This is a genomic window from Candidatus Amarolinea dominans (genome assembly GCA_016719785.1).
Taxonomy (GTDB): Bacteria; Chloroflexota; Anaerolineae; order SSC4; family Amarolineaceae; genus Amarolinea; species Amarolinea dominans.
The window spans coordinates 1-26,630 of the sequence record JADJYJ010000035.1 but is presented as its reverse complement, the minus strand read 5'-3'; the positions used below and the strand labels follow the sequence as shown (position 1 = coordinate 26,630).

Sequence of the window (26,630 nt, the reverse complement as noted above, 5' to 3'; positions counted from 1 at the left end):
AGACCTCGCTCCACGGGTAAACGCCGCATGAGGGTCATGCTGATCTTCAATCCCAGTGCGGGGGCAACCCGAGGATCGCCTATCGAGCTCGTGGATGTAATCCACGAGATGCAGACCTGGAAGCTCGTGCCGGATACCTTCCTGGTCGAAGCCGGCTGCGACCTGCCAGGAGCGATTCAGGATGCCCTCGGTCGGGGGATCCGCCTCTTCGTGGTCTGCGGCGGTGATGGCACCATTTCCGCCGCGGCCAGAACCCTGGCCGGTACACGCGGCGCCCTGGGGATCATCCCCAGCGGCACGCAAAACAACACAGCCCTCAGCCTGGGCATCCCGACCGATCTACCGGCCGCCATCGCCATCCTGCGCACGGGCCGCCGCATCAAAGTGGACGTTGGCATGGCCGCGTGCGGCAACATGAACACGCCTTTCCTGGAAGTTTGTTCGGTGGGGCTGGTTTCGACGCTCTTCCCCTCGGCCGACGATGTCCAACACGGCAATCTGGCGCGGGCCCGCGATTTCCTGACCACACTGGTCAGTTCCCCGCCAGCCGAGATACGCCTGGTGCTGGACAACAAGCAAGAAGTCCGCAATCTGGGCCACGTGGTCCTGGTCTCCAACATGCCTTTTATCGGCCTCCATTATCAGGTTGGCTCTGCAGCCTCGTTCAATGACGGCTTGTTGGATGTGCTCTTCTTTGCCGACCTATCCAAGCTGGACCTGCTGAGCTATGCTTTCCAGGGGGTGGGCGCCGGTAAGCCGGAAGACCCACGCATCGAGCACTACCACGTGCGCCGGGTGGATATTGACACCCAGCCTGCCATGCCGATCATGGCGGATGGGAACGCGCTAGGAGAAGGGCGGGTGCGGATCGAAGTGCGGCGACGCGTTCTGGCTGTGATGGTCGGCCAGCCGGCGCCCGGCCCCAGCGAGAGTGAGGCACAGACGCATGCCGCCGCCGGATGACATGCGCTTACCTGGAGATCAGAATCCTGGCGCCTGGCGGCGCCTGACCCTTTGGGTGAGTCTTAATCGCCCGCTTGCCTGGCTGGTCGCCCTCACAGCCGGCCTGCTGCTGTTCCTGGCATGGCTGCCTGCCTACGTGCGGATGTTTTTTTGGCACCGCCTGCAGGCCCAGCCCATCCTGGCAAGTATGATCGTGGGCTTTAGCTTGCTGACACTCTCGCTGCTGTGGTCCACCGGCCAGCGTATGGACGCCTGGACTTTCCTGTTCTTCAATGTGCGTGGGCGCCACCCGCCCTGGCTCGATACGTTGATGTGGAGCTTCACCCAGATCGGCAACGGCATGGTCGCCACGGCGCTTGCCTTGGTCCTGTACTTTGCCGGGGATCGTCTGCTGGCTTACGAGCTTATCTTGGGCACGTTGACGTTGTGGTTGGTGGTCGAACTGGTGAAACTGCTGGTGCGCCGGAGACGACCTTTCATCCGGCTGTCCCAGGCGCGCATCGTCGGCCGGCGGGCCGGCGGCCGTTCATTCCCGAGCGGGCATACCAGCCAGGCCTTTTTCATAGCGACGCTCGTGGCCGGGTACCTCCACGCGGGCGTTTGGGCGGTGTGCCTGCTCTACGCGAGCGCGTTGCTGGTGGGCATCACGCGCATGTACGTGGGGGCGCACTACCCACGGGACGTGCTGGCGGGAGCCATCCTGGGCAGCGCCTGGGGTCTGCTGGGGGGGATCATCGGTGGGTATGCCTTGTGAGGCAGGAGATACAACGAACATCATACAACAAAAGGCATAGGGCCGCTCAAAAGAACGGCCTTTTTGCTACAAAAAACCTGGCGTTTGCGCTGATGACAGGACGGCGCGCTGGTGCTATGCTATGTATGGAAGAGATGATGACGAATAATCGTTCGTTTTACCGAGGAGGTATCAATCATGCTTAAGCCCATTCGTTTGGCAGCGGTCCTGTTCATGGGGATCGCGCTTCTGACGGCAACGGGCAGCCCCTTGTCTCAGATGGCCACGGCTTCGCGCCCGTCGGGTACCTCTCCGATACTCGTTGAGGCGGAAAGTTACTCAGTTCTGGGTTACTCGACAGTAACCAGTACTGGCCCGACCACTGTGACCGGAGACCTGGGTGTCTATCCAGGCTCCGCAGTCACTGGCTTCCCTCCGGGAATCGTCGGCCCTCCCGGCGTGCTCCACGCCGCTGATGGGCACGCGGCTGCGGCTCAGATTGACAACAGCGCTGCATTCGGCTTTCTCGACCAGCCTTGCGATTTCACCTACCCGGACGGGCAGGACCTAACGCCACTCTCTCCTCTCGTACCGGGTGTCTACTGCGCCATCGGCTCCTTCGCGCTGACTGGAAATCTAACCCTCACGGGGTCATCTGGCGTCTGGATTTTCAAATCTGATTCAACGCTTATTACATCGTCCGGTTCATCTGTTACCGGCGGCGACCCATGTAACGTGTGGTGGAGGGTCGGCAGTTCCGCCACGCTTGGTACGGCCTCTGAGTTCAGAGGAAATATCCTCGCCTTCGCGTCCATCACGCTGACGAGCGGCGCAAACTTGAACGGTCGAGCCCTGGCGCAAAATGGCGCCGTGACGTTGGATACCAACAACGTCTACCTGAGTTGCCCCGTCGCCCCAACCGCAACCGCGACATCTACGGGTACGCCCACGGCGACTTCTACGGATACGCCCACGGCGACCGCGACGGAGACCCGCACGCCCACCGCAACGGCGACCCGCACGCCCACCGCAACGGCGACCCGCACGCCCACCGCAACGGCGACCCGCACGCCCACCGCAACGGCGACCCGCACGCCCACGCCTACGCCAACAGCGACGGCAACTTCTACGAGCACCCCAACCCCGACCAACACACCGCCACCGACGGCGGTGGAACTGCTCTACTTCATGGTAACCTGGAATGGACAGACTGTTTTGCTGAATTGGGCGACAGCAGAGGAAATTGACAACTATGGCTTCAACCTGTACCGCGCGCCAGTAGACGACTTCTCGCTGGCCCAATTGATCCACTTCGAGCCGTCGGCCATCCAGGGCGGTACTGGTTCCGGCGCGACCTATCGTTATCTCGACATGCCTCCGGTTCAAGGCACATGGTGGTACTGGCTGGCCGACATTGATACCCAGGGCATCCAGACGGTCTACAATCCATCCGTCGCCATCGCCGTGCAGTTCCAGACCCAGATCTATCTACCATGGATGGGGAAACGTTAGCCAGCCATGTTTCGCCTGAAGGAGGATTCCATGAACCGCCATACGTTTATCTACCTTTTCATTAGCCTGTTCGTTGGCCTGACAACAGTTTCGCTGGTCTTCGGCACCCTGCCGCTCGCCATAGCCGACACCTCGATGGCGCCTGTCGGCCTGACCGAAACCTTTACGCCAACGAACACGCCGATCACGCCGACGAACACGCCAACTCTGGCGCCGACGAACACGCCAACTCTGGCGCCGACGAACACGCCAACTCTGGCGCCGACGAACACGCCAACTCTGGCGCCAACAAACACGCCGACACTGGCGCCAACAAACACGCCGACGCCGACGAACACACCGACGCCGACGAATACGCCGATCACCCCAGCGCCGACGAACACGCCAATCACCCCAGCGCCGACGGGCACGCCCATCACTGCGCCAACGGCCACACCGACGGTATTCGTTGGTTTGCCGATCACCGGCGCGGCTGCTCCCCAGGGCGGAGCTTCTCCCTGGATCCTGGTGTTGATGGCTTTGGCCGTCGGCAGCCTCGGCGTCGTGGCATTTGGCTTGAACAACCGAGCGCACCGCCCCACGCGGCGATAGGATCGTACCAGGCATGTTCCGCATCCGCCGGTGGGTCGTCACCCTGCTGGTTTTCGTACTGGCGTTTGGAGGGGCGGATGGCTTGGCAAGCGCCTTGCCGCCTTCTCTCCATCCCCCGCACGCCTCCCCCGTGGTGGGCGCCCTGGCGGACGGACTGAGCCTGGAATGGCGCGCGGCGCTGCCTGACCTCAGCCGCCGCGCCGACGGGACCGTGGCCGTCAACATCCCCGGTTATGCCCAAACCGATACGCCCGGCGTGCCGCTGTTGCCGTTGACGTCTGCACTGGTGGCCCTGCCGCCGGGCGCGCACCCCACGTTAGAAATCGGCCGGGTAGAAGCAACCGATCTGCTTCTGCCCGGCCTTTTGGCGCTTGCGCCGCGTCCGGCAGGCGTTCAACGCGATGCGGAAGGCCATGTCATCGGCGGTGCTTTTGCCGCAAGCACAGATACCCCTTGTCTCGCAGCGATAGGATGCCCGGAGAAATTTGATCCGCCTGTGACGCTGACCCTGCTTGGAACGTTGCGCGGCGTGTCTCTCGCCCGGCTCTCGTTCCTTCCGGTGCGCCCCATGGCTAACCAACTGCGCGTCACCACGCACATTCACGTTGTGCTGAGATTCAATGCCGGCGAGACGTCGTGGCCGCACCCTCCCGGCCCCGCGCCGGTGGATCCGCTCCTGACGGTCTTGAAACGCCTGGTGATCAATCCAGAGCAAGTCCAGCCTTCCCCATTACCTTCCGCCCCTGCCCTGACCCCACGGCAAACCGGGTCGCCACGTGCCACCCTTACCGTGGCACAGCCCGGACTCGTCGCCATTTCCTACGCCAGCCTGGCCGCGATCGGTTTTCCCCTCGCCGGCCTTGACCCGCAGTTTCTACACCTCACCCGCGCCGGGACCGAAATCGCGATGCAATGGGACGGCAATGGGAATTCGGCTGCCCCCTCGTTTCAAGCGGGTGAACGCCTGCTGTTCTATGCTGACCCCCGCTTCAGCCGGTGGACGAACACCGATGTGTACTACCTCACCGTCGGCGATCAACCTGGTCTGCGCATGACGAGCCGCCCGGCCAATCCCGCGCCTCAACCCGCCGGAACCGCCTGGCTCACGGGGACGGTCGAAATCAACGCCCTCTATACTCCGACCTGTTATTGCGGGCGCCTGCCGCCGGGGCGCGACGGCGATCGCTGGACCTGGGACGATGTGCGCCAGCCGGATCGCGCACACCCCGCCTATTCCTTCGGCGCGTTCCCCGCCCTGGATGCAACTCAGCCCGCGACCATCACACTCTGGCTCATTAGTTACACCGACCTCCCCAACCTCGCACCCGATCACCGCGTCGATGTTTCTCTCAACGGGTTCGGCTTGGGCCGCATCGAATGGGATGGTCGGCAAGCCATCACGGCCACTCTTCCTGTGGCGCCGGGCGTGCTGGTCGCGGCCAATAACGTCCTCAGCCTGCGTCTGCCCGGGGTGGGCAGCATCGTCGAAGGAATGTGGCTCGATGGGTTTGCGCTGCGCTACGCACGGGGCAATGTCCCCGCCGGATCATCGGTTCTCTTCACGGGGGATGGCGAGCCGCACACGTACAGCCTGGGCCTGACCTCGACGGTTGGCCTGCGCGGCTACGATGTGACGGTCCCGAACAATCCTATCAGCCTCGTCGGGATCGTCCCTGCTCGCATCACAGTGACCGATCCCGTCAGCGGCGGCGCCCATCGCTACCTGCTGACCTCGGCCGTCGTGATTCAACCGCCCGCAGACATGCGCCTCGCCACAGAATTGCAGCCGCTGAGCGGGGCCGACACCCTGATCCTTTCCCCCTCCCCCTTCATACCGGCATTGACCGATTTGATCGCGCTGCGGCAGAGCCAGGGTTTGCTAGTGGCCGTCGAAAACCTGCAGGCGATTTACGACGCGTTCGACGGCCGCCCCACGCCTCAGGCGATTCACGCCTACCTGCAAAACGCCTACATGACGTGGAATCCGCGGCCGGCGTACGTTTTGCTGGTGGGCGACGGATCGTACGACCCCAAACTTTACCGCACCGATTCAAAAGAGTCGTTCCTGCCGCCTTACCTGGCCGACGTGGATCCGTGGATGGGCGAGACCGCGGCCGACAATCGGTATGCACTGCTCGATGGCGGCGCGCAAGGCGGCGGCGACATTCTGCCTGATCTGCTCGTGGGCCGTCTGCCGGTCAACACGATTGCGGAGACACACATCGTCGTGGACAAGATCGTGCGTTACGAAACCTCTCCATTCCCCGGCGCATGGAACAGCAACGTCGTCTTCGTCGCTGACGACGCGGACGACGCCGGGGACTTTGCCGCCGATGCCGATCGGTTGGCCGCGGCCTTCATTCAAGCGCCATTCACCCCCCGCCCGATTTACTATGCCCCGCCAACCACGACCGTTACCGACACGCGTCAGGCCATCCTCACGCGTTGGAACGCGGGCGCGGGGCTGATCTTGTACAGCGGCCACTCGTCGGTGCGCCAGTGGGCCGCCGAGCGCCTTTTTCACCGCGACGATGTCGCCGCGCTGCACAACGCCAGCCAATTGCCCGTCGTCCTGGAAATGACCTGTTTCACCGGACTGTTTCACGAGCCAAGCGGCACGACGCTGGATGAAACCCTGCTGCGCGCGGCGGCGGGCGGCGCGGTTGCTGTCTGGGGGGCGACCGGTTTGGGCGTCGCCACCGGCCACCAGCCATTAGCACAAGGTTTCCTGGCCTCAACCTTTCAACGCCATGAAGGGACCATCGGCGCGGGAACACTCGCTGGCAAGCTGAATTTGGTGGCGAGCGGGTCCGGCGCGCTTGACCTGGTGGACACCTTCACCCTGCTGGGCGACCCAGCCACGAACCTGAACCTGACTCTCGTCCCCTGGACCCACAACGCCTATTTCCCGGTCATCCAACTCACTCTGGTCCCCCGGATCAACCATGTCTATTTTCCGGTCATCTATGCTGCAAGCGGAAATAGATTTCACTTTTCCGCCTAAGGAAAAAGGCACGATTCGTGCCCGCTTGCAGCACAGATGGCTCTGGTCCTCCGGATCAACCATCTGATTGTCAAATATCGTACATCAAAAGTCGCACGGGTCGCCCTTTGGGCGACTCTTTTGCTACGAAAAACGTGGCGCTTGCGCTGACGACAGGGCGGCGCCCCTCTGTTATGCTATGACGGAAGGAAGAGCGATCCCCCCAGGTTGTTGACGGCGGGAGCCGTCGCTCAGTTGTTGACGGAGATAACCGTCTCTCAAGAAAAGGAAGGGTAGAACCATGGGTATTCTCGCATGGATCGTCGTTGGGTTGATCGCTGGCTGGTTGGCCAGCAGAGTGATGAAGGGTCGCGGCTCCGGCTTGGTCGGCGATCTGGTCCTGGGTGTCGTGGGCGCCCTGTTGGGCGGCCTCTTGGCCTCGACGCTGCTCAAGATGCCGAATGCCGTGAACGGCATCAACGTCACCAGTATCCTCGTCGCCTTCATCGGCGCGATGATCGTGATCGCCATCCTGCGGGCCTTTTCAGGTCGCCGCAGGCTGTTTTAAGGAACGAGAATTTTTAATTGTCTGGTTTAACGGCCCACGGGGTGGCTATGTTCGGACACTTATTTAGTTCTCGTTTCTAAGTTTAACATTCGGATTGAACTGGGGAGGTTGAAACATGGCGCGCTACGAATTCGTGAAGGGTTTGCCTGTCATCACGATGGCAGAGGGCAAACAAGTTGGTAAGGTTGACGACCTGGTCGTTGACGCTGAGCGCAAGGCGGTGAGATGGCTGCGCATTCGCAGCGGTGGGATGGGGATGCTGGGTGGCGAGCGGCTGTGGGTATCGGCCGACGCCGTGCATGGCGTAGGTGATGATGCCATTACGATCAATACAGAAGCCGACGCCCGAACTCCCGCCGACGCGCCCGAAGCCCTCGCTTTGGTCAAAGCCAAGCGCGGGGTCATTGGCAACGAAGTGATGACTGAGAACGGGGAGCGCTTGGGCGAAGTGCGTGATTATGAATTCGACCCGGTGACTTTCGCCTTGACCTCCATCTCTGTCCCGCCAGGCATGAACGTCGTTGGCGAGATTCTGACGATCCCAGGCGATAAGATGCTCTCCATCGGGGAAGATGTGCTCGTTGTCGCCGCCGACTCGGTGAAGCGCTTGCAGGGGGCGGCAGACCTCGTGAACCTGCCGGTCGCCTGAGCGCAGACGGACGTATGCAAGCGCGCCGTGCCAGGGCAGGCGAGTAAAGAAGATGATACGATGGCAAAAAAAACCGTTCAATTGATAGAAGAATCAAGCGTTCGCGTCTTGATTGTTGATGACCATGCCATCGTGCGCAAGGGCATCCGCGCCCTGCTCTCTGAAGCCGGTGGCTTCGAGGTGGTGGCTGAAGCGGACAATGGCCAGGCCGCCGTGCTGCGTGCGCAGGAGAGCCAGCCTGACGTCATCCTGATGGACCTGCTGATGCCTGGCATGGACGGCATCGAGGCGACGCGTCAAATCATCAGCCGTCAGCCACAGACGCGCATCCTCGTGCTGACCAGCTTTGCGGCCGACAACAAGGTTTTCCCCGCGATCAAAGCGGGGGCCTTGGGGTACCTGCTCAAAGACTCCTCTCCCAGCGAACTCATACGGGCCATCCTCCAGGTGCATCACGGCGAGCCATCGCTCCATCCGACCATTGCCCGCAAGTTGTTGCAAGAGATCGCGCGCCCCGCCGAGCTGCAGCCCACGCCCGAAGCGCTCACGGCGCGCGAAGTGATGGTGCTTCAGTTGATTGCCCAGGGGTTGAGCAACCAGGAGATTGCCGATCGAGTCGCAATCAGTGAGTCCACCGTACGTGCCCATGTGAGCCGCATCCTCGCCAAACTGCATCTGGCCAGCCGCACCCAGGCCGCGCTCTATGCGGTGCGGGAAGGGTTGACGGACGCGGGGATGAGGGCCGAGGCGTAGTTGCAGACAAGGTTCTTCGTGGAACCTGTACGCCAAACACCGTACATCAAACGTATCAAGGGCTGCCCTTGGGGGCAATGTTTTTGCTACGAAAAACCTGGCGTTTGCGCTGACGACAGGGTCGCCCCCTTCTGGTATGCTATGAATAGCAGGAAGAGCGATCCGCCAGGTTGTTGGCGGAGATAGCCTTCTCCAATTGGAGGGTACACGATGATAATCGAACGACGTGACGAGCAGGCCGCCGATGTTAGGCCCCTGAATGTAAGCACGAGCGGTTCTGCCCGCACAACGGCGCAGCAGACGGAGACCTTTACCAGCGACCCGTACGCCGTGCGGCGGGAGGGGACACTCCGAGTCCAGAATGGCATTTATCTGCTGTTCGGAATTCTGGAGGGGCTGCTCGCTATCCGCTTCGTCTTGCCTCTACTGGGCGCCAACCCGGCCGCAGGCTTTGCGCAGTTCATCTACAGCGTCACGAAACCGTTCCTCGCCCCGTTCGTGGGATTGTTTGGAACGACGCGCTTTGGGAGCAGCGTGTTCGAGGTGAATCCACTGGTGGCGATCCTCGTCTATGCACTGATCGCGTGGGTGCTCGTTAAAGCGATAGGGCTGGTGATAGGCGACACGCGGCGTGGCGTGCGCACGACATCAAGCCAAATTGACACGCGTGTCAGATAGATCTGTTTGATAAGGTAGTTCACGATTTCACCCATCTGGAGGGATGTATGTCAACCAACACACAGAAAGTTAAGGATGCCGTTAAGGACGTGAAGCACGATGTCAAGGATGCCGCTCACGATGTGAAGGACAAGATCAAGGATGTCGCTCACGATGTGAAGGACAAGATCAAGGATGTCGCTCACGACGTGAAGGACAAGGTCGAAGATGTCGCTCACGACGTCAAGGATGCGGCTCACGACGCGAAGAACAAGGTCAAGGATGCCGCTCACGACGTGAAGAACGACGTCAAGGATGCGGCTCACGACGTGAAGAACGACGCCAAGGATGCGGCTAACGACGCGAAGAGCTGAGGGGCGGCCCTGGGCTGTCCATCTACCATGAAAGATCGTTCTGTAGGCGGCAGAGTCACTGACTCTGCCGCTTATAGAACCAGTACAGATGATGCCTTTGTCAGGCAGATCTGTCTGATTGCAGCTCGCCATTTCACCCATCTGGAGGGATGTATGTTTACCCACATTAAGAATGCCGCTCACGACGTGAAGGACAAAGTCGAGGATGTTGTTCATGACGTGAAGGACAAGGTCGAGGACGTTGTTCAGGACGTGAAGGACAAGGTCGAGGATGTTGTTCAGGACGTGAAGGACAAGGTCCAGGGTGTCACTCATGACGCCAAGCACGACGCCACGGACGCCAAGCACGACGCCACGGATGCCATGCACGACGTGAAAGACAAGGTCGAGGGCGCCGCTCACGACGCCAAGACCAACGTCACGGATGCCGCTCACGACATGAAGGACAAGGCCACGGATGCCGCTCAGGACGTGAAGGACAAGGTCGAGGGCGCCGCTCACGACGCCAAGACCAACGTCACGGATGCCGCTCACGACATGAAGGACAAGGCCACGGATGCCGCTCAGGACATGAAGGACAAGGTCGAGGGCGCCAAGCACGACGTCAAGGATGCCGCACACGACGCCAAGAACGACGTCAAGGATGCCGCACACGACGTGAAGAACGACGTCAAGGATGCCGCTCAGGACGTGAGAAACGACGTCAGGGGTGGCGCTCGCAACGTGAGAAACGACGTCAAGGATGCGGTTCACAACGCGAAACACTGAAGGGCGGCCACGAGATAGCTGTTCTTCTACGATGAAAGACCATTCTACAAGTCTACAAGCGGCAGAGCCACTGGCTCTGCCGCTTGTAGAGCCGGACCAGATGATGCCTGTCGCTCACGGGTGATGGGTAGATAGGGAGTCACGGACGGTGGACGACGCGAAGCGTATCCTTGTCTTGATGGCTGAGGCGGGTTCCGGTCACCGCAGCGCAGCCGAGGCGATTGCAGCAGCCTTACGGGAACTGCACGGCGCACAATGCCTGGTGGAAATCGTCAATCCGTTGGACGATGCCCGCACGCCGGGCTTCTTGCGCGACAGCCAGACAGCCTATGACGAGATCGTACAGCGCATGCCGGAGCTGTACAAGCTCGGCTATGACCTCAGCGACGCGCCCTTGCCCACGGCCGTCATCGAGAGCGCGCTGACGGTCGCCTTGTTTGACGTCATGCGCGATCTGGTCCGCAGCCGCCGGCCGGATGCCATTGTGACCGTCTACCCGGATTATCTCGCGCCGCTGGGCGCGGTGTTCACCCTGGCCGGGCAGCACGTGCCCCTCATCACGGTGGTCACGGACCTGGTGACGGTACACCGCATGTGGTTCAACGACAGCAGTGATCTCTGCCTGGTGGCAACGCAGGACGCGTATGATCTGGACGTCGGGTCCGGTCTTGCGGCGGACAAGGTCAAGATCACCGGTATCCCGGTCAATCCCAAGTTGTCAAGCGACGCACGCACGCCGGCGGCCATCCGCGTGGCCCTGGGCTGGCGTCCTGACTTGACGACCATCCTGGCCGTTGGCGGCACGCGCGTCTTGCACCTGGTCGAGACGCTCCACACCCTGGATCAAGCCGGATTGCCACTGCAAACGGTGGTTGTCAGCGGTGGCGACGACGGGGTGTATCGGCAGTTGTGCGACACAGACTGGCATACCCCGACCCATGTTTATGACTTGACGGAGGATATGCCCAGCCTACTGCGGGCGGCCGATGGCATCATCTGTAAGGCCGGTGGGCTGATCGTCTCCGAGGCGCTGGCGTGCGGGCTGCCGATCTTATTGATCAGCGTGATCGAAGGCCAGGAGACCGGCAATGCCGAGTATATCATCGCGGGCGGCGCCAGCGAATTGGCCGGCAGTCCAGCGGAAGCCCTGGAGATCATGCGCCGCTGGCTCGACAACGACGGCGAGCTGCTGGCTGAGCGCGCCCGCCACGCGCGCTGGCTGGGGCGTCCCCGTGCGGCGTATGACGTGGCCGAGCAGGTGTGGGCGGCTGCTGTGCGCGGCCCTTACCCCTCTCCCGACGGCAAAAACCTGCCGGGGCTGACCAGCCTGCTCAACCTCTTCCACCTCCCTCACTGAGCCGCAGGGAAACTGTTCAGGCGGCCTGGAATTCAGACAGTTTTCGACGCCCCCCCCCCGCGCACCTCCAGCCTGCACCCCCCATTACAAATTATTGTAGCAAAACTGCCCCAAAAGTAGATTAGTTTATGTCTGTCTTCACGCGGGGGATGGGGATAAAATGGTTGTGCTTTCTGGAGGGGAGGCCCCCCCCCCCCCCCCCCCCCCCCCCCCCCCCCCCCCCCCCGCCCCCCTATGCCGCACCCCGCTCCACCTGAATGATGAAGTTGCCGCCGGCCTGCTCCGTGAGGCCGGCGGCGATGTAACGCGCCACGGATAATCCAGAAAGGACCGATTATGATCACCGCCACGCACAGTATACTGGACGCGATTGGCAACACGCCGCTCGTCGAACTGCGGAAAGTCGTTCCGCCCGGCCTGGCGCGCATTGTGGCCAAGCTGGAATGGGCGAATCCGACCGGGAGTATGAAGGATCGAATGGCCAAAGCGGTTATCGAGCGCGCCGAAGCCGACGGGCGCTTGCGGCCGGGCGGCACGGTGGTGGAATACACCGCGGGCACCACAGGCATCTCGCTGGCGCTTGTGTGCGCCGCGAAAGGTTACGCCCTGGAGATCGTGTTTTCCGACGCATTCAGTCTGGAGAAGCGGCGGACGATGCAGGCGTTTGGTGCGCATATCACCGATGTGCCAAGCGACAACAAGAATATCAACGAAAAACTGATCAAAACCTTGATGCGCACCGCAGAGGAGATCAGTTTGCGGCCCGGCCATTGGTATTGCGACCAACTCAACAATCATGACGGCATCGAAGGCTATCTGCCGCTGGGCGACGAACTCTGGCAGCAGACCGGCGGGCAGATTGATGCCTTCGTGCATGCGGTCAGCACGGCGCACTCGATTCATGGTGTCACGAAATCCCTGCGCAAGCACAACGACCGCATCCTGACCATCGCCGTCGAACCTGCGGAGTCCGCGGTGCTGTCCGGGAGGCCATCAGGCTCCCACAAGATCGAGGGCATCGGCATTGGCTTCCTGCCGCCGCTATGGCAGCCTGAACTCGTCAATGCGATTGAGACGGTGACCAGTGAGGAGGCCAAGGCGATGGCGCGGCGATTGGCGCGCGAGGAGGGGATCTTCGCGGGCGCATCATCCGGCGCGAACGTCGTCGCGGCGATCCGCGTCGCCAGGCAACTAGGCCCAGGCGCGATGGTCGCGACCATCATCGTTGACTCGGGGCTGCGGTACTTGAGCACCGACGTGTATGCCGAAGCGAGATGAGATTCATGGTTCGTGTCCTACGATAGGGGGAACCCTCATGCGTAACAGATGGATGACAATTTTTATGATGATAGTCGTGCTGGCCGTGGCGGGCGTGAGCCTGCTGAATGCGGCCGGGAACGGGCCGGTGGATCCGCCGAACCCGCCGGGCTCGACGAGTTCGTACACGCTCAACGACTTGTGGACCCGGCTGAACGCCGGCGCGGCCGGGGCACAGAGCACTTTCACCGAGCCGGCCAGCGGGCCGACCTCAGGGACGATGCACACGCTGAACGAGATCATGGCGGCTGCGCCGGCGTTGGACGTCGCCAACGGCGCGACGGCTGCCACCGTGGCCAACGGCAAGACCTTCTGGGGTTTGACCAGCGGGCAGTGGGGACTGCGAACCGGCACGGCCAGCTTCGGCAACACGTATCAGGCGGGAGTTCCCAAAACTGGGCAAATCACATCCTTCGCCGCCGGCGACGATGGCGCCCTGCAGAAAGGCGTGGCGTGGCCGAGCCCGCGCTTTACCGATCATAGCAACGGCACGGTGACGGATAACCTGACCGGCCTGATCTGGGTGAAGAACGCAAACTGCTTTTCGACACAAACCTGGGCAAATGCCTTAACCGCTGCCAACACGCTGGCCAGCGGGTCCTGCGGTCTCACTGACGGTTCCGCCGCCGGCGCGTGGCGGCTGCCCAACGTGCGCGAAATGCTGAGCCTGATTGATTACGGACGGTACACTCCTGCCCTGCCAAGCGGCCACCCCTTCACCGGCGTCCAGTCCGACGACTACTGGACGAGTACCACCTACGCCGAGTACGCGTCGTACGCCTGGGGCGTGTACCTGTACAATGGCCGCGTGAACGGCTACGTCAAGACGATCCTCGACTACGTGTGGCCGGTGCGTGGCGGACAATGAGGCTTTGGCGCTGTGGCAAGCGATTGAGACGGCGGCAGCGCGTGGACTGGCTGCTGTCGCCGATGAAACGATGGCACGTAAGCGACCAACAAGGTTCGTGTTCAAGGTTGGAGGAACTATCATGCGTAGCAGATTGATGACAATTTTAATGGTGATAGTCGTGCTGGCCGCGGCGGGCGTGGGCCTGCTAAATGCCGCCGGGAACGGGCCGGTGGATCCGCCGAACACACCGGGGACGACGAGTTCGTACACGCTCAACGACTTGTGGGCCCGGCTGAACGCCGGCGCGGCCGGGGCACAGAGCACCTTTACCGAGCCGGCCAGCGGGCCGGGGACGGGGACGATGCACACGCTGAACGAGATCATGGCGGCGGCGCCGGCGTTGGACGTCGCCAACGGCGCGACGGCTGCCACCGTGGCCAACGGCAAGACCTTCTGGGGTTTGACCAGCGGGCAGTGGGGCCTGCGAACCGGCACGGCCAGCTTCGGTAACACGTATCAGGCGGGAGTTCCCAAGACTGGGCAAACCACATCCTTCGCCGCCGGCGACGATGGCGCCCTGCAGAAAGGCGTGGCCTGGCCGAGCCCGCGCTTTACCGATCATAGCAACGGCACGGTGACGGATAACCTGACCGGGCTGATCTGGGTGAAGAACGCAAACTGCTTTTCGACACAAACCTGGGCAAATGCCTTAACCGCTGCCAACACGCTGGCCAGCGGGTCCTGCGGTCTCACTGACGGTTCCGCCGCCGGCGCGTGGCGGCTGCCTAACGTGCGCGAGATGCAGAGCCTCGTTGACTACGAACGGTTCTCCCCTGCGCTGCCAAGCGGCTACCCCTTCAGCAACGTCCAGTCGAATATCTACTGGACGAGCACCACCATCACCGCCGGGCCGACGTTGGCCTGGTGTGTGGGCCTGCAAGTCGGCTTCGTTTACGGCATCTTCGCCGCCGCCTGCACCAAGACGGACGCCTACTACGTGTGGCCGGTGCGTGGCGGACCATGAGGCTTTGGCGCGGCGGTCGGCAAGCCAGATGACGATGGCGCGGAAGCGACCAACAAGGTTCGTGTTCCGCGATAGGAGGAATTCTCATGCGCAGCAGACTGATGGCGATTTTGATGATGATGGTCGTGCTGGCCGCGGCAGGCGTGGGCCTGCTGAATGCGGCCGGGAACGGACCGGTGGATCCGCCGAACCCGCCGGGAACGACGAGTTCGTACACGTTGGCGCAGATCTACCAGCGGCTGACGACGGGCAACTACTTTGCGCAGCAGAGCGGGTTCACGGAGCCGGCGAGCGGGCCGGGGACGGGGACGATGCACACGCTGGACCAGATCATGGCACAGGCGCAGCCGCGGGCGCTGGCAAAGCGCGTGGCGAAGACGGGACAGACGCTCTGCTACGACGCCGCTGGCGGCACGATAGCCTGTGCGGGCACGGGACAGGACGGGGAATACCAAGGGGGGATCGATCCCGTGGTTGCGCCGACGTGCTGTGCATTCACGAATGCGTATAACACACCGGCGTGGACGGGGGTACGGTTTACGGACAATGGCGATGGGACGGTGACGGACAACCTGACGGCGTTGATTTGGCTGAAGAACGCTAATTGCTATGGGACTAGAAATTGGGCGACGGCCCTGAGCGACGCCAACACGCTGGCCAGCGGTTCATGCGGCCTCAGCGACGGTTCCGTCGCCGGCAACTGGCGGCTGCCGAACGTGAATGAGCTGCACAGTTTGATCGATCTGACACAGTTCAATCCTGCCTTGCCCGCAGGCCACCCCTTCACCGGCGTCCAGTCCTACTTCTACTGGACGAGTACCACCCGCGACGTCAACCCGTCGTTCGCCTGGCTCGTGATCCTGAACAATGGCTGGGTGGGCAGCGACGGCAAGTCGGGCACCTACTACGTGTGGCCGGTGCGTGGCGGACCATGAGGCTTTGGCGCCGCCGCGGGCGATCCAGACGGCGACAGCGCGTGGACTGGCTGCCGTCGCGGTAGAAACAATGGCGCGTAAGCGACCGCCAAGGTTCGTGTTCAAGGTTAGAGGAATTCTCATGCGTAACAGACTGATGACGATATTGATGGTGGTGGTCGTGTTGGCCGTGGCGGGCGTAGGCCTGCTGAATGCAGCCGGGAACGGGCCGGTGGATCCGCCGAACCCGCCGGGAACGACGAGCTCGTACACGCTGGAGCAGATCTACCAGCGGCTGGCGACGGGCCACTACTTTGCGCAGCAGAGCGGGTTCATGGAGCCGGCCAGCGGGCCGGGGACGGGGACGATGCACCCGCTGGACGAGATCATGGCGCAGGCGCAGCCGCGGGCGCTGGCAAAGCGCGTGGCGAAGACGGGACAGACGACGTGCTACGACATCGCTGGCACAGTAATCCCGTGTGCGGGCACGGGCCAGGACGGAGAATACCAGGCGGGGGTGGGCGATTATGTGGTGGCGCCGACGTGCTGTGGAACGACGAATGCGTACAACACACCGGCGTGGACGGGGGTGCGGTTTACGGACAATGGCGATGGGACGGTGACGGACAACCTGACGGCGTTGATTTGGCTGAAGAACGCGAATTGCTTTGGGACTAGACTTTGGGCGACGGCCCTGAGCGACGCCAACGCGCTGGCCAGCGGTTCTTGCGGTCTCAGCGACGGTTCCGTCGCCGGCAACTGGCGGTTGCCGAATGTGAATGAGCTGCACAGTTTGATTGATCTGACGCAATTGAATCCTGCCTTGCCCGCAGGCCATCCGTTCACCGGCGTCCAGCCCGACGGCTACTGGGCGAGTACCACCTACGCCTGGGTCTCGTCGTACGCCTGGTACGTGTTCCTGTCCGTCGGCAACGTGAGCGGCTTCGATAAGACGAACACCATCCGCGTGTGGCCGGTGCGTGGCGGACAATGAGGCTTCGACTGATAATAGTAGGACCGTATTCATCTCTAACGAATGAGGTTATGCCATGAACGACAAAAAACGACTACCTAGTGCCGGAGACCTATTCGGTAAGATTGCCTTGTTTTTCAGCGACCGTGACACCGAACATCTACCCTGCTCCGGCACTGGATTGGTCTCCGCTTTACTCGTGCTGCTCGTGCTGCTGGCGACGGCCGTCGGTAACGTCGCAGCTCAAGGCCCGGGTGAAAAAGGTCCTGCAGCCGGAATGCCCTCTCAAATCGTTGGCCCGCTGGTGGGACCGATTGTCAATGGAACCCTGGATGGCAGCGACCCCACCTTCACCCGTCCCGATTTGAGTGCGGCTGTCACGGTCAATTGTGCTTCGGTATGGACTCCGAACCCGTTCGGTGGCGGCTTCTACTACGAAGCCCACGCCTTCCACGTCACCAACAACAGTCCCATCCAGATCGAGGTCAACGCCGCGGGCACGACCATCGGCGACACCTTCCTGAGCGTATCGTGCCAGCCTTTCAATGCGGCGACCCCCACCGTCAACGGTGTGATCACCGACGACGACGATGGCGCGGGCTACCTGAGCGCCATTACCCTGGCCGATAACGTGACGCTGACGCCAGGCAAAACCTATTGGGCGATCATCACGACCTATGGTGTTGGCGATACGGGCGCCTACCAGCTCGACTTCAGCGACAACGTGGTATTGGGCGTCCCGCCCAAAAAATGGGCCTGGAGCACCAACGCCGGCTGGATCAACTTTGCGCCGACCGCCCCGAACGGCGCGTTCACCGACGGCGTCGCAGTCTATCCCGACCATCTGGAGGGCTACGCCTGGGCCGAAAACGCCGGCTGGATCCGCCTGGGCACGCACACGAGCGGCGGGGCATGGACCTACGCCAACAGCTCGGCCACCGACTACGGCGTGAACCGCAATCCGACCGGCGGTGCGCTCTCCGGCTATGCCTGGAGCAGCACCTCGGGCTGGATCAAGTTCGACCCGACCTGGCTGACCCTGGGCATCGCGAACACGGAAGGCGCGTCCGTGGCGCGGGCGAACAACGCCGAGGCAACGGCCCAAGTCACCGGCAGCCCCACCCGCCTGGGTCCGTCCATCCCGGTCCAGCGCAGCGCCCAGGAGCTGCGCGATCTGCGCGAGGCGCCCTCCGGCAACGTGGTGCGGGACGGCAGCTTCGAGACCGGCACGCCCAACCCCTTCTGGACTGAGGCGTCAACCAACTTCGGCACCCCACTGTGCGGCCCTGGCTGCAGCAGCGCTTCGCACACCGGCCTCTGGTTTGTGTGGTTCGGCGGGGCTGGACCCTACGAAGCCGGCAGCGTGTCACAGAGTGTGATCATCCCCTACGGTCAGCCGGCTACCTTGAGCTTCTGGGTGAGCAACGTTTACTGCTCCGGCTATGACTACGACTACCTCAAGGTCAACCTGGACGGCGCCCCGCTGTGGGTGACGACGGCTGCCGACCCGAGTTGCGGCGCCGGCTACCGCCAGGTCACGGTGGACGTCAGCGCCTATGCCGACGACGCCGCGCACCTGCTGGAGTTCAAGTCGGAGGTCTTCGGCGGTATCACGATCTTCTTCCTGGACGACGTGGCGCTCGATGCCAACTACGGGGTCACGGTGGATGGTGCGGGCAACTTCAGGGGCCACGCCTGGAGCGAGAACCTCGGCTGGATCAAGTTCAGCGGAACCGCTGGCGACAACACGCCTTATCAGGTCCAGGTGCGCTGCGTGATTGACGTCAACGCCAGCGGCACGGTGGATGTGATTGACGTGCAACTGGTGACCAGCGCCTTTGGCCTGAATGTGCCGGCCTACGATTTCAACAAGGACGGCGCGGTAAACGTGTCGGATATTCAGTTTGTGGCGAATCGCTGGTTGGTCGGCTGCTAGGCGATGCCCGGCGGTTGAAACCGCGGCAACCATTGCAAAGTCTGCCTGCGCAGGCTGGAACTGGTCGCCCGGCGCGTACACCAAATGGCGTACAACAAACGTGAAGGAGCCGGCTTGACAGGCCGCTTGTTTGTTACACAGACCACCATCGTTTGTGCTGACGACGGGGGCGTGCCGTTCGGCTATACTTTCACTCGTGACAACGCGACCCATGGGGTCAATGATCGTACAAGGAGTTCAGACAATGGTAGACGAGATTAAGACCGAAGAACTGGCTGCTCACATCAAGGAGATCACCCCACCGGCGGCCGCGGCCCTCGGCGTGGCCGCGGCCCAGCCGGCTCGCGCTGGGACCGGGTCCGAGCGCAAGCGGCTGTCGAAGGGGGAGCGCAAACATCTGCGGCGGCAAAAGCAGGCCGGTGAGATCAAAGTGACTCCCCGCCGCTAACAATTTCGTGTGATACGTAGACAAACCCTAACCCGGAGCCAAATGCTTCAATGCAAAGGCGCCAAGGTGCGAAGACGCTAAGAAAACGCTTTGCGGCTTGGCGACTTTGCGTTAGAATTTCTTGCTCGCTGTACCAGAATTTCACTGATAAGATGCTATCGCGCGCGGTGTCGCCTGTGGGCCACGGCCTTCCAGATCTCCACGATGAGCAGCGTGAGCAGGGCCAGGCCGAAGCTGAGGGCCAGCTCAATCGGCAGCAGCGGCTGTGTGCGGAAGATCCGGTTGGCTACGGGCAGATAGATCACGGCCAATTGCAGGGCAACGGTCAGGATCACGGCCAGCACCATGCCCCGGTTGGTGAACGGGCCAATGCTCCAGATCGGGTGCTCCTCGGAGCGCGTCGCCACCGCGACCGCCAACTGCGACAGCACCAGGGTTGTGAATAGCACCGTCTGCCAGCGCGGGTCGCCCGCGTGCCAGAGGCCCCAGGCCGCGCCGATCGCCAGCACGCTCATGATGGCGCCGATGCCGATGATGAACTGCACCATGCCGCGACCGAATATGCTCTCGCTGGCGGTGTAGGGCGGCCGTCGCATGACGTCCTTCTCCGGCGGCTCGACGCCCAGGGCCAGCGCCGGCAGGCCATCGGTGACAAGGTTCATCCACAGGATTTGCAGCGGCAGCAGCGGCAGCGGCATGCCCAGGATGGGGCCGATCAGCATGACCGCGATCTCGCTGGCGTTGCAGGTCAGCAGGTATTTGATGAAGCGCCGGATGTTGTCGTAGATGACCCGGCCCTCCGCCACCGCGGCCACGATCGTGGCGAAGTTGTCATCCAGCAGCACCATGTCGGCCGCGCCCTTGGCCACGTCGGTGCCGGTGATGCCCATCGCCACACCGATGTCGGCCTTCTTCAGCGCCGGCGCATCGTTGACGCCGTCGCCGGTCATCGAGACGATGTTTCCCTGCCGCTGGAACGCATCAATGAGCTTCAGCTTGTGCTCCGGCGAGACGCGGGCGAAGACTGAGACGTCACGCGTCGCCTCGGCCAGCTCTTCCACCGACAGGCGGTCCAGCTCCTGGCCGGTCAGGAAGCGGTCGTTGTCGCTGATGCTGACCTGCTGCGCGATGTGGCGCGCGGTCAGCGGGTGATCGCCGGTGATCATCACCGGCCGGATGCCCGCGCTGCGACATTCCAGCACCGCGGCCCGCACCTCCGGCCGCGGCGGGTCAATCATCCCAAACATCCCCACCAGGATCAAATCGTGCTCCAACGCCTTGTCGGTCGTCTCGTCCGGCGGGCGATCCAGGATGCGCAGGCCCACGCCCAACACGCGCATGCCCTTGGCCGCCATCTGATCGTGCGCAGCCATGGTGCGCGTCCGCCAGGCATCATCCAGCGGGTGCAGCTCGCCCTCCACCCACACCTGGCCGCAGATGTTCAACATGCCGTCAATGGCGCCCTTGGTGAAGGCGACGAACGGCGGCATCACGGTCTGGTTGACGCGGCGCTCCCAGATGGGCGCAAGGCTGGCGGGCAGTTCAGCGATGGACTGCGGGGTGCGATGCACCGTGGTCATGCGCTTGCGCACCGAGTCGAACGGCACCTCGGCCACGCGCGGGAACGCGGCTTCGAGGTCATCCTTTCTGATACCGGCGTAGGCCGCGGCCACCACCAGCGCGCCTTCTGTGGGATCGCCGACCGCGTGATAGCGGCCGGGCTGCTTCTCGTCGGACGACAGCACGGCGTCGTTGTCCAGCGCGCCCGCGATCAGCAGCAGGTCCAGGGTTGGCTGCGCGCCGGGCGTGGGGATGCTGCCCGTCGGCACCAGCTCGAACTCCGTTTCGCCCTGCGCCTGCGTCAGTTCGAAGGCATGGTTGGCGATGTCAAGCGCGGTGACCGTCATGCGGTTCAGCGTCAACGTGCCGGTCTTGTCCGAGCAGATCACCGTGACCGAGCCGAGCGTTTCCACGGCCGGCAGCTTGCGGATCAGCGCCTGGCGCTTGAGCATGCGCTGGGCGCCGAGCGAGAGCGCAATCGTGACCACCGCAGTCAGCGCCTCGGGCACGGCCGCCACCGCCAGGCTGACGGCCGTCAACAGCAGCTCTTTGATGTCGCTCTGGCCCCGCAACAGCCCCAGGATGAAGATCACGACGACCAGGATCAACGCGGCGCCGGCCAGCCACTTGCCCAGCTTATCCAGGCGCTGCTGCAGCGGCGTTTGCTCCTGCACCACATCCTGGATCAGGGTCGCGATGTGGCCCAGTTCGGTCCCCATGCCGGTCTCGGTCACCACGAACTCGCCGCGACCGTAGTTGACGATCGTGCCGCTGTAGAGCATGTTGCGCCGGTCGCCCAGGGCCTTGTCGGTCTCGAAGACCAGGGTCGGGTCCTTCTCCACCGGCTCGGACTCGCCGGTCAGCGCGGCCTCCTCGACGCGCAGGTTGACGCTCTGCAGGACGCGACCGTCGGCGGGCACGATGTTGCCGGTTTCCAGGATCACCACATCGCCGGGCACCAGCTCGCGGGCCGAGATGTCCTGGGTCTGGCCGTCGCGGCGCACGCGCACTTTGGGTACGGCCATGCGCTTGAGGGCCTCCATGGAGTGCTCGGCCTTGACCTCCTGGGTGTAGCCCAGGACGGCATTGAGCACGACGATGACCAGGATCACGATGGCCTCGATCCAGTCGCCCAGCACGGCCGAGACCAGCGCGGCGATGAAGAGGAGGATCGTCAGCACGCCGGTGATCTGTTCGACGATGATCTCCCAGCTCGTGCGGCCGCCGCGCGCGACCAACTCGTTCGCGCCGACCGTGCCAGTCGCGGTTGTGCCTCCGCGCCCGTCAGACCTGGCGCCGGATCGCTGCCGAGCTGCTTGAGTGCATCCGCGGCCGCTAGTTTGTACCAATGCGTTTTCATAGCTTCTCCTGGGTCAAGGGATTGACTTCATGATGATGCAGTTGTCAAACTGACAACCAGTTGTCCATTTGACAAACTCTCCTCTGCGCGAGATACTTTGCGTAATTCGTCACTTGCTGCGGGCCGATGACGGCCTTAGCCTGCAGCGCTTATTTTACCACATCGAAGGAGAGATACCATGCCAAGCACCGTGCCAAGCACTGTGTATTATGCTTCGCCCCGCCAAACGCGGCTGGAAGCCAACGAAACGCTGCCGATCAAATTGGACCTGATCGTGGACAAGCTGGGGATCCGCGACCGGGTCAAGGGCGAGAATGTCGCGATCAAGATGCACCTGGGCGGTAACGTCGGCTACTCGACCTTGCACCCGGTGTTCGTGCGGCGTGTGGTGCAGGCGGTCAAGGACGGCGGCGGCCGGCCTTTCATCGTGGATCTGAATTGGTCCGCCGGCGACGCGGCCGGCCGCGGCTACACGGCCGAAACCCTGGGCTGCTCGATCTTCCCCATCGGCGGCATGGACGAGCATTACTACTACCGGCACACGCACCCGTTCAAGAACCTGACCGATTGGATGCTGGGCGGCGGCATCCAGGATGCGACATTCCTGATTGACCTCTCGCACCTCAAGGGGCATCCTTCGTGCGGCTTCGGCGGAGCCTTCAAGAACCTGGCCCTGGGCTGCATGATGCAACCGACCCGCGGCGCCATGCACGATGCCTGTCATTTCGATCCGTACTGGTTCCCTGAGCGCTGCCCCGACCCCCTGGTGCGCGAGGCCATCATCGCCGCCTGCCCGCATGGCGCCGTGGTGCAAGACAAGCACAACCCGGACAGCCTGCACCTGCACATCGAGAACTGCAACCAGTGCGGCCGCTGTCTGCAGGTGGCGCCGGCCGGCTCCTTGAAGATTGACCCGGTGAACTTCCACGCGTTTCAGGAGGCGTGCGCGATTTCGGTCAGCCTGACCCTCTCCACCTTTGCGCCGGGCAAGACCACCTTCATCAACATCGGCACGCATATGACGCCTGTCTGCGACTGCTTTGGCTTCACCGGCCTGCCGATCCTGCCTGACGTCGGCATCTTCGGCTCGGACGACATCGTCGCGATTGACCAGGCATCCCTGGACATGATCGCGCACAGCCGGCTGATCGAGGAAAATGTGCCGCTCTCGATGGAGCCCTGGTACACCGAGGGCCATCCCTTCCAGCACCTGCACGGCCCGCTCAAGGATCCGTACAAGGTCGTCGAGTACGGCGAGAAGCTGGGCCTGGGCTCGCGCACCTATGAGCTGATTGACGTGATGCCGGTCGAGCAGATCACGCGCGCGCCCCTCGGCTACATCAATTTGCATGCCGGCTGATTTTCACAAACACGTCAAGGCCGTCCAAGATCCGCTTTGTCACCGGTGACGAGGCCAGCCAGGCGTATGTAGCCCGCATCGAGGGGGTGTTGGCGGCCTAGGTCGCGACAAATTCCCTAAGGGGGATTGACAAGTGATGGGTGCCAGAAGCGATCTTGAAAAAGAAGTGAGGAAAGCTATGGACACTGTTGTCCACGTTGAAGGACTGCGCAAGCTCTACGGGGCAACCGTCGCCGTGGATGATGTCTCGTTCGAGGTCCGCGCAGGCGAGATCTTTGGGATGGTCGGCCCGAACGGCGCCGGCAAGACCACGACCATCGAATGTCTGGAAGGTCTGCGCAAACCGGACCACGGGACGATCCGCGTCCTGGGCCTGGACCCACAGCGCGAGGGCCAGACCCTGTGCCTTCGCACCGGCATGCAACTGCAACAGTCCAACCTGCCGGATCGGATGAAAGTCTGGGAGGCGCTGGACCTGTACAGTTCGTTCTACCCCAAAGCGGCTGACTGGAAGGAACTGCTCGCCCAACTGGGGCTGGAGGAGAAACGCAATGCCTTCTTCGCGAAGCTGTCCGGTGGGCAGAAGCAGCGCCTGTTCATCGCCCTGGCACTCCTTCCGGACCCGCAACTGGTCTTCCTTGATGAACTGACCACCGGTCTCGACCCCCAGGCGCGGCACACCATCTGGGACCTGGTGCGCGACGTGCGCGCCCAGGGCAAGACGGTCCTCCTGACCACCCATTTCATGGAAGAGGCCGAACGCCTGTGCGACCGGGTAGCCATCCTTGACCACGGGCGGATCGTGGCGCTGGACACGCCGGCGGCCCTGATCCGCAACCTGGGGGTGGAAGAACGTGTCGTCTTCAACCTGGATGGGACCCTGCCGGCAGGCTTCAAAAAGCCCTTTCCGAGGCGGCCCGGCTCGAGGTCCAGGGAGAGCGGGTGGTCGTCCACGGGAAGAACGGCCGCCGGGTTCCGCTGGTGAGCGAGGTGGTCAGCCTGCTGGCGGAACAGGGGGTGGCGTTCCGCGATCTGCGCACCGAGCAGCCGACCCTGGAAGATGTCTTCCTGAGCCTGACCGGCCGCGAGATGAGGAAGTGAGGTGCGAGATGAAAAGCCTTTTGAAAATGACCTGGATGGAAGCCAAGCTGTTCCTGCGTGAGCCGGCGAGCGCCTTTTTCACGCTGGTCTTCCCCTTGATGTACCTGTTCCTGTTCGGCAGTATTACCGGCAACGAACCCACGCCGCAGTTCGGCGGTCAGAGGACGATTGACGCCTCCATACCAGGCCTTACCGCCGTGATCATCTGCGTCACTGGACTGATGTCCACCACCATGACGATGGCCACCTACCGGGAGAAAGGCATCCTGCGCCGCCTGCGGACCACGCCGGTCAGCCCGCTGGTCGTCCTGGCCGCGCAGGTGATTGTGGTCTTCGCCATGACCTGCCTGGGCATGCTGTTGCTCATCGTCGCCGGTAAACTGGTCTACCACGTGCGCTTCGAGGGCAACGCCTTCAGCATGCTGGCGGGCTTCGTCCTGAGCAGCCTGAGTTTCTTTGCGATTGGATTCATCGTGGCCGGCACCATGCCCACGGCGCGCACCGCCTGGACTGTCGGGATGGCGCTGCTGTACCCGATGATGCTCCTCTCCGGAGCCTTTTTCACGGTCGAACTGCTGCCCGCCGCCGTCCAGAAGGTTTCGGCCTTCATGCCGTTGACCTACGTGGTCAACCTGCTGCGCGGCCTGTGGGTCGGGGAAGCCTGGGGAAAACACCTGCTGGATGTCGGTGTACTGGCCGGGATGCTCGTGCTGGGGATCATCGTCTCGGCGAAGACATTCCGCTGGGAGTAGAAGCAAGCTGCCCCTCGTCCAGCGCCCGCGCCTGACCCACATCAATCCAACAGGTTATCAATCATGCGGCTCAGCGGCTGCCAGACCAGCGCACTCAGGACGTTGGACACGAGCCACCAGACCGCGACCCCGACCATGTACCGGTTTCTCCCCGCGGGCAGAAACTGCGACACGGCCCAGAAAACCGTGCCGAACGTCAGGCCATAGCAGGCAGTCCAATAGGCGGTCTTCAGCATGGCCTGGCTCACCGCCCGCGAGGGCGAATAGAGGCGTTCGTAGGCCGCCAGGTGTTCCCAAAGCATGTACGCCGCGTAGAGGATCAGCACCACGCCGATTACGACACGATCCCACGGCACGTTCAGATACCACACCATTTGCCCTGCTCACAAACGATAAGCGCGTTAGCTACTTTGCCATGATCAGCGGAAACTGCTGTTGCGGCGCCAAGCGGGCGCTGCGGAAGATGCCGCTGCTGGCGCCGACCCAAACAATGCCATCATCGCGCAAAACCAGGGCGTTGACGCCGCCTGGCGTTGGGCCGCCCAGGCGTTGCCAGGCGGTTAGCTGGCGTTGCCATAGGTAGATGCTGCCATCACACAGGCCCACGGCGAGAAGGTCAGCACCGTGGGCGATGGCGCAGGCGTGGCCGTTGGGCAGCAGGCTATTGAAGGCTGTCCATGTTTGCCCGCCGTCCGCGCTACGCCAGACGCCGTGGGTGTTGGTCGCTGCGTAGAGCGCGCCTGTGGCGCCCTCCATGCGGCTCACCAGGCCGGTCACGTTGAGCCAGCCCACCGGATCGCCGGCCCGCCGCCAGGTCATTCCCAGATCAGATGTACAGGCCAATCCCAACTCACCGCTGACACAGATAGTCTGTGCAGCCGGCCAGGCTGCGTCGAAAGCGATGACGATGGGCGCGGCCACGGCGTGTGTGTGTTGTTGCCAAGATGCCCCGCCATCGGTTGACACCGCGAAATAGCCGAATTGCCCGCGATCGTAGACTCCCCATGCGACGGCCATGGTATGACTGCGGGCGAAGTCTGGCGCAAACGCGGCCGCGCTGGTGCGCGCCTCGCGCAGTTCTGCGCTAAAGCTCAGCGCCTGCCATGACTCGCCGCCATCTGTCGTGA

24 protein-coding genes and 1 pseudogene are annotated in these 26,630 nt (G+C 62.8%); 22 read left to right on the top strand and 3 right to left on the bottom strand.

Annotated elements, in window-relative coordinates; all coding sequences use genetic code 11:
- The first annotated feature begins 36 nt into the window (after nucleotides 1–36).
- The 19 genes from IPM84_26875 to IPM84_26785 all read left to right on the top strand — a co-directional run bounded on the left by IPM84_26875 (nucleotide 37) and on the right by IPM84_26785 (nucleotide 19,370).
- A complete protein-coding gene (locus IPM84_26875; protein ID MBK9096315.1) occupies nucleotides 37–963 on the top strand; it encodes a hypothetical protein in 927 nt (308 codons plus the stop codon).
- Nucleotides 947–1,717, top strand: coding sequence for a phosphatase PAP2 family protein (locus IPM84_26870; GenBank protein MBK9096314.1), 771 nt, complete (start codon nucleotides 947–949; stop codon nucleotides 1,715–1,717). The genes IPM84_26875 and IPM84_26870 overlap by 17 nt, the downstream gene beginning before the upstream one ends.
- Before the next feature lie 177 nt (nucleotides 1,718–1,894).
- Nucleotides 1,895–3,208: a DUF3494 domain-containing protein gene (locus IPM84_26865; protein MBK9096313.1), complete on the top strand. Its 1,314-nt coding sequence runs from the start codon at nucleotides 1,895–1,897 to the stop codon at nucleotides 3,206–3,208.
- A gap of 30 nt (nucleotides 3,209–3,238) precedes the next feature.
- Nucleotides 3,239–3,799, top strand: coding sequence for a hypothetical protein (locus IPM84_26860; protein ID MBK9096312.1), 561 nt, complete (start codon nucleotides 3,239–3,241; stop codon nucleotides 3,797–3,799).
- Nucleotides 3,800–3,812: 13 nt separating this feature from the next.
- A complete protein-coding gene (locus tag IPM84_26855; GenBank protein ID MBK9096311.1) occupies nucleotides 3,813–6,803 on the top strand; it encodes a hypothetical protein in 2,991 nt (996 codons plus the stop codon).
- Nucleotides 6,804–7,083: 280 nt separating this feature from the next.
- Nucleotides 7,084–7,350, top strand: coding sequence for a GlsB/YeaQ/YmgE family stress response membrane protein (locus tag IPM84_26850; GenBank protein ID MBK9096310.1), 267 nt, complete (start codon nucleotides 7,084–7,086; stop codon nucleotides 7,348–7,350).
- Nucleotides 7,351–7,465: 115 nt separating this feature from the next.
- Complete coding sequence (locus IPM84_26845; GenBank protein ID MBK9096309.1) at nucleotides 7,466–7,999, top strand: PRC-barrel domain-containing protein; 534 nt, start codon at nucleotides 7,466–7,468, stop codon at nucleotides 7,997–7,999.
- A gap of 60 nt (nucleotides 8,000–8,059) precedes the next feature.
- Nucleotides 8,060–8,752: a response regulator transcription factor gene (locus IPM84_26840; GenBank protein ID MBK9096308.1), complete on the top strand. Its 693-nt coding sequence runs from the start codon at nucleotides 8,060–8,062 to the stop codon at nucleotides 8,750–8,752.
- Between the two features lie 210 nt (nucleotides 8,753–8,962).
- Nucleotides 8,963–9,430 (top strand): YggT family protein, encoded by a 468-nt coding sequence (locus IPM84_26835; protein ID MBK9096307.1) that lies wholly within the window; start codon nucleotides 8,963–8,965, stop codon nucleotides 9,428–9,430.
- Nucleotides 9,431–9,477: 47 nt separating this feature from the next.
- The gene (locus tag IPM84_26830; GenBank protein ID MBK9096306.1) at nucleotides 9,478–9,783 is read left to right on the top strand and encodes a YtxH domain-containing protein; all 306 of its coding nucleotides are present in this window, start codon (nucleotides 9,478–9,480) and stop codon (nucleotides 9,781–9,783) included.
- A 153-nt stretch (nucleotides 9,784–9,936) separates the two neighbouring features.
- On the top strand, nucleotides 9,937–10,551 hold the full coding sequence (locus tag IPM84_26825; protein MBK9096305.1) for an apolipoprotein A1/A4/E family protein: 615 nt from the start codon (nucleotides 9,937–9,939) through the stop codon (nucleotides 10,549–10,551).
- A 148-nt stretch (nucleotides 10,552–10,699) separates the two neighbouring features.
- Nucleotides 10,700–11,908, top strand: a complete 1,209-nt coding sequence (locus tag IPM84_26820) for a hypothetical protein (GenBank protein ID MBK9096304.1) — start codon at nucleotides 10,700–10,702, stop codon at nucleotides 11,906–11,908.
- 336 nt (nucleotides 11,909–12,244) lie between these two features.
- Nucleotides 12,245–13,186 carry a cysteine synthase family protein gene (locus IPM84_26815; protein MBK9096303.1) on the top strand — a complete coding sequence of 314 codons (942 nt, stop codon included), beginning with the start codon at nucleotides 12,245–12,247 and terminating at the stop codon, nucleotides 13,184–13,186.
- Nucleotides 13,187–13,250: 64 nt separating this feature from the next.
- Complete coding sequence (locus IPM84_26810; protein MBK9096302.1) at nucleotides 13,251–14,093, top strand: DUF1566 domain-containing protein; 843 nt, start codon at nucleotides 13,251–13,253, stop codon at nucleotides 14,091–14,093.
- A gap of 121 nt (nucleotides 14,094–14,214) precedes the next feature.
- A complete protein-coding gene (locus IPM84_26805) occupies nucleotides 14,215–15,099 on the top strand; it encodes a DUF1566 domain-containing protein (GenBank protein MBK9096301.1) in 885 nt (294 codons plus the stop codon).
- An 86-nt stretch (nucleotides 15,100–15,185) separates the two neighbouring features.
- Entirely contained in the window at nucleotides 15,186–16,034 is an 849-nt protein-coding gene (locus IPM84_26800; protein MBK9096300.1) for a DUF1566 domain-containing protein, read from the top strand.
- Nucleotides 16,035–16,155: 121 nt separating this feature from the next.
- Complete coding sequence (locus tag IPM84_26795) at nucleotides 16,156–17,007, top strand: DUF1566 domain-containing protein (GenBank protein MBK9096299.1); 852 nt, start codon at nucleotides 16,156–16,158, stop codon at nucleotides 17,005–17,007.
- 55 nt (nucleotides 17,008–17,062) lie between these two features.
- Nucleotides 17,063–18,922 (top strand): hypothetical protein, encoded by a 1,860-nt coding sequence (locus tag IPM84_26790; GenBank protein MBK9096298.1) that lies wholly within the window; start codon nucleotides 17,063–17,065, stop codon nucleotides 18,920–18,922.
- 244 nt (nucleotides 18,923–19,166) lie between these two features.
- Nucleotides 19,167–19,370, top strand: coding sequence for a hypothetical protein (locus IPM84_26785; protein MBK9096297.1), 204 nt, complete (start codon nucleotides 19,167–19,169; stop codon nucleotides 19,368–19,370).
- A 155-nt stretch (nucleotides 19,371–19,525) separates the two neighbouring features.
- Here the strand turns inward: IPM84_26785 and IPM84_26780 are convergent.
- Nucleotides 19,526–22,290: pseudogene (locus IPM84_26780) on the bottom strand (cation-translocating P-type ATPase).
- 178 nt (nucleotides 22,291–22,468) lie between these two features.
- On the opposite strand from IPM84_26780, the gene IPM84_26775 reads away from it, so the two are divergent.
- The 3 genes from IPM84_26775 to IPM84_26765 all read left to right on the top strand — a co-directional run bounded on the left by IPM84_26775 (nucleotide 22,469) and on the right by IPM84_26765 (nucleotide 25,503).
- Entirely contained in the window at nucleotides 22,469–23,650 is a 1,182-nt protein-coding gene (locus IPM84_26775) for a DUF362 domain-containing protein (GenBank protein MBK9096296.1), read from the top strand.
- A gap of 178 nt (nucleotides 23,651–23,828) precedes the next feature.
- Nucleotides 23,829–24,635, top strand: coding sequence for an ABC transporter ATP-binding protein (locus tag IPM84_26770; GenBank protein ID MBK9096295.1), 807 nt, complete (start codon nucleotides 23,829–23,831; stop codon nucleotides 24,633–24,635).
- 124 nt (nucleotides 24,636–24,759) lie between these two features.
- Nucleotides 24,760–25,503 carry an ABC transporter permease gene (locus IPM84_26765; GenBank protein MBK9096294.1) on the top strand — a complete coding sequence of 248 codons (744 nt, stop codon included), beginning with the start codon at nucleotides 24,760–24,762 and terminating at the stop codon, nucleotides 25,501–25,503.
- 41 nt (nucleotides 25,504–25,544) lie between these two features.
- Here the strand turns inward: IPM84_26765 and IPM84_26760 are convergent, their stop codons facing one another.
- On the bottom strand, nucleotides 25,545–25,877 hold the full coding sequence (locus tag IPM84_26760) for a hypothetical protein (GenBank protein ID MBK9096293.1): 333 nt from the start codon (nucleotides 25,875–25,877) through the stop codon (nucleotides 25,545–25,547).
- 31 nt (nucleotides 25,878–25,908) lie between these two features.
- Nucleotides 25,909–26,630, bottom strand: a 722-nt coding sequence (locus tag IPM84_26755; protein MBK9096292.1) for a hypothetical protein, incomplete at its 5' end; no start/stop codon positions are given.

Bases quoted from the DNA above. Each gene is read 5' to 3' on its own strand.
- IPM84_26810 (MBK9096302.1), top strand. From the start codon at position 13,251: ATGATGATAGTCGTGCTGGCCGTGGCGGGCGTGAGCCTGCTGAATGCG.
- IPM84_26790 (MBK9096298.1), top strand. From the start codon at position 17,063: ATGAACGACAAAAAACGACTACCTAGTGCCGGAGACCTATTCGGTAAG.
- IPM84_26760 (MBK9096293.1), bottom strand. From the start codon at position 25,877: ATGGTGTGGTATCTGAACGTGCCGTGGGATCGTGTCGTAATCGGCGTG.
- IPM84_26865 (MBK9096313.1), top strand. From the start codon at position 1,895: ATGCTTAAGCCCATTCGTTTGGCAGCGGTCCTGTTCATGGGGATCGCG.
- IPM84_26830 (MBK9096306.1), top strand. From the start codon at position 9,478: ATGTCAACCAACACACAGAAAGTTAAGGATGCCGTTAAGGACGTGAAG.
- IPM84_26840 (MBK9096308.1), top strand. From the start codon at position 8,060: ATGGCAAAAAAAACCGTTCAATTGATAGAAGAATCAAGCGTTCGCGTC.
- IPM84_26805 (MBK9096301.1), top strand. From the start codon at position 14,215: ATGCGTAGCAGATTGATGACAATTTTAATGGTGATAGTCGTGCTGGCC.
- IPM84_26800 (MBK9096300.1), top strand. From the start codon at position 15,186: ATGCGCAGCAGACTGATGGCGATTTTGATGATGATGGTCGTGCTGGCC.
- IPM84_26875 (MBK9096315.1), top strand. From the start codon at position 37: ATGCTGATCTTCAATCCCAGTGCGGGGGCAACCCGAGGATCGCCTATC.
- IPM84_26860 (MBK9096312.1), top strand. From the start codon at position 3,239: ATGAACCGCCATACGTTTATCTACCTTTTCATTAGCCTGTTCGTTGGC.
- IPM84_26855 (MBK9096311.1), top strand. From the start codon at position 3,813: ATGTTCCGCATCCGCCGGTGGGTCGTCACCCTGCTGGTTTTCGTACTG.
- IPM84_26835 (MBK9096307.1), top strand. From the start codon at position 8,963: ATGATAATCGAACGACGTGACGAGCAGGCCGCCGATGTTAGGCCCCTG.
- IPM84_26765 (MBK9096294.1), top strand. From the start codon at position 24,760: ATGAAAAGCCTTTTGAAAATGACCTGGATGGAAGCCAAGCTGTTCCTG.
- IPM84_26770 (MBK9096295.1), top strand. From the start codon at position 23,829: ATGGACACTGTTGTCCACGTTGAAGGACTGCGCAAGCTCTACGGGGCA.
- IPM84_26825 (MBK9096305.1), top strand. From the start codon at position 9,937: ATGTTTACCCACATTAAGAATGCCGCTCACGACGTGAAGGACAAAGTC.
- IPM84_26795 (MBK9096299.1), top strand. From the start codon at position 16,156: ATGCGTAACAGACTGATGACGATATTGATGGTGGTGGTCGTGTTGGCC.
- IPM84_26775 (MBK9096296.1), top strand. From the start codon at position 22,469: ATGCCAAGCACCGTGCCAAGCACTGTGTATTATGCTTCGCCCCGCCAA.
- IPM84_26785 (MBK9096297.1), top strand. From the start codon at position 19,167: ATGGTAGACGAGATTAAGACCGAAGAACTGGCTGCTCACATCAAGGAG.
- IPM84_26845 (MBK9096309.1), top strand. From the start codon at position 7,466: ATGGCGCGCTACGAATTCGTGAAGGGTTTGCCTGTCATCACGATGGCA.
- IPM84_26870 (MBK9096314.1), top strand. From the start codon at position 947: ATGCCGCCGCCGGATGACATGCGCTTACCTGGAGATCAGAATCCTGGC.
- IPM84_26850 (MBK9096310.1), top strand. From the start codon at position 7,084: ATGGGTATTCTCGCATGGATCGTCGTTGGGTTGATCGCTGGCTGGTTG.
- IPM84_26815 (MBK9096303.1), top strand. From the start codon at position 12,245: ATGATCACCGCCACGCACAGTATACTGGACGCGATTGGCAACACGCCG.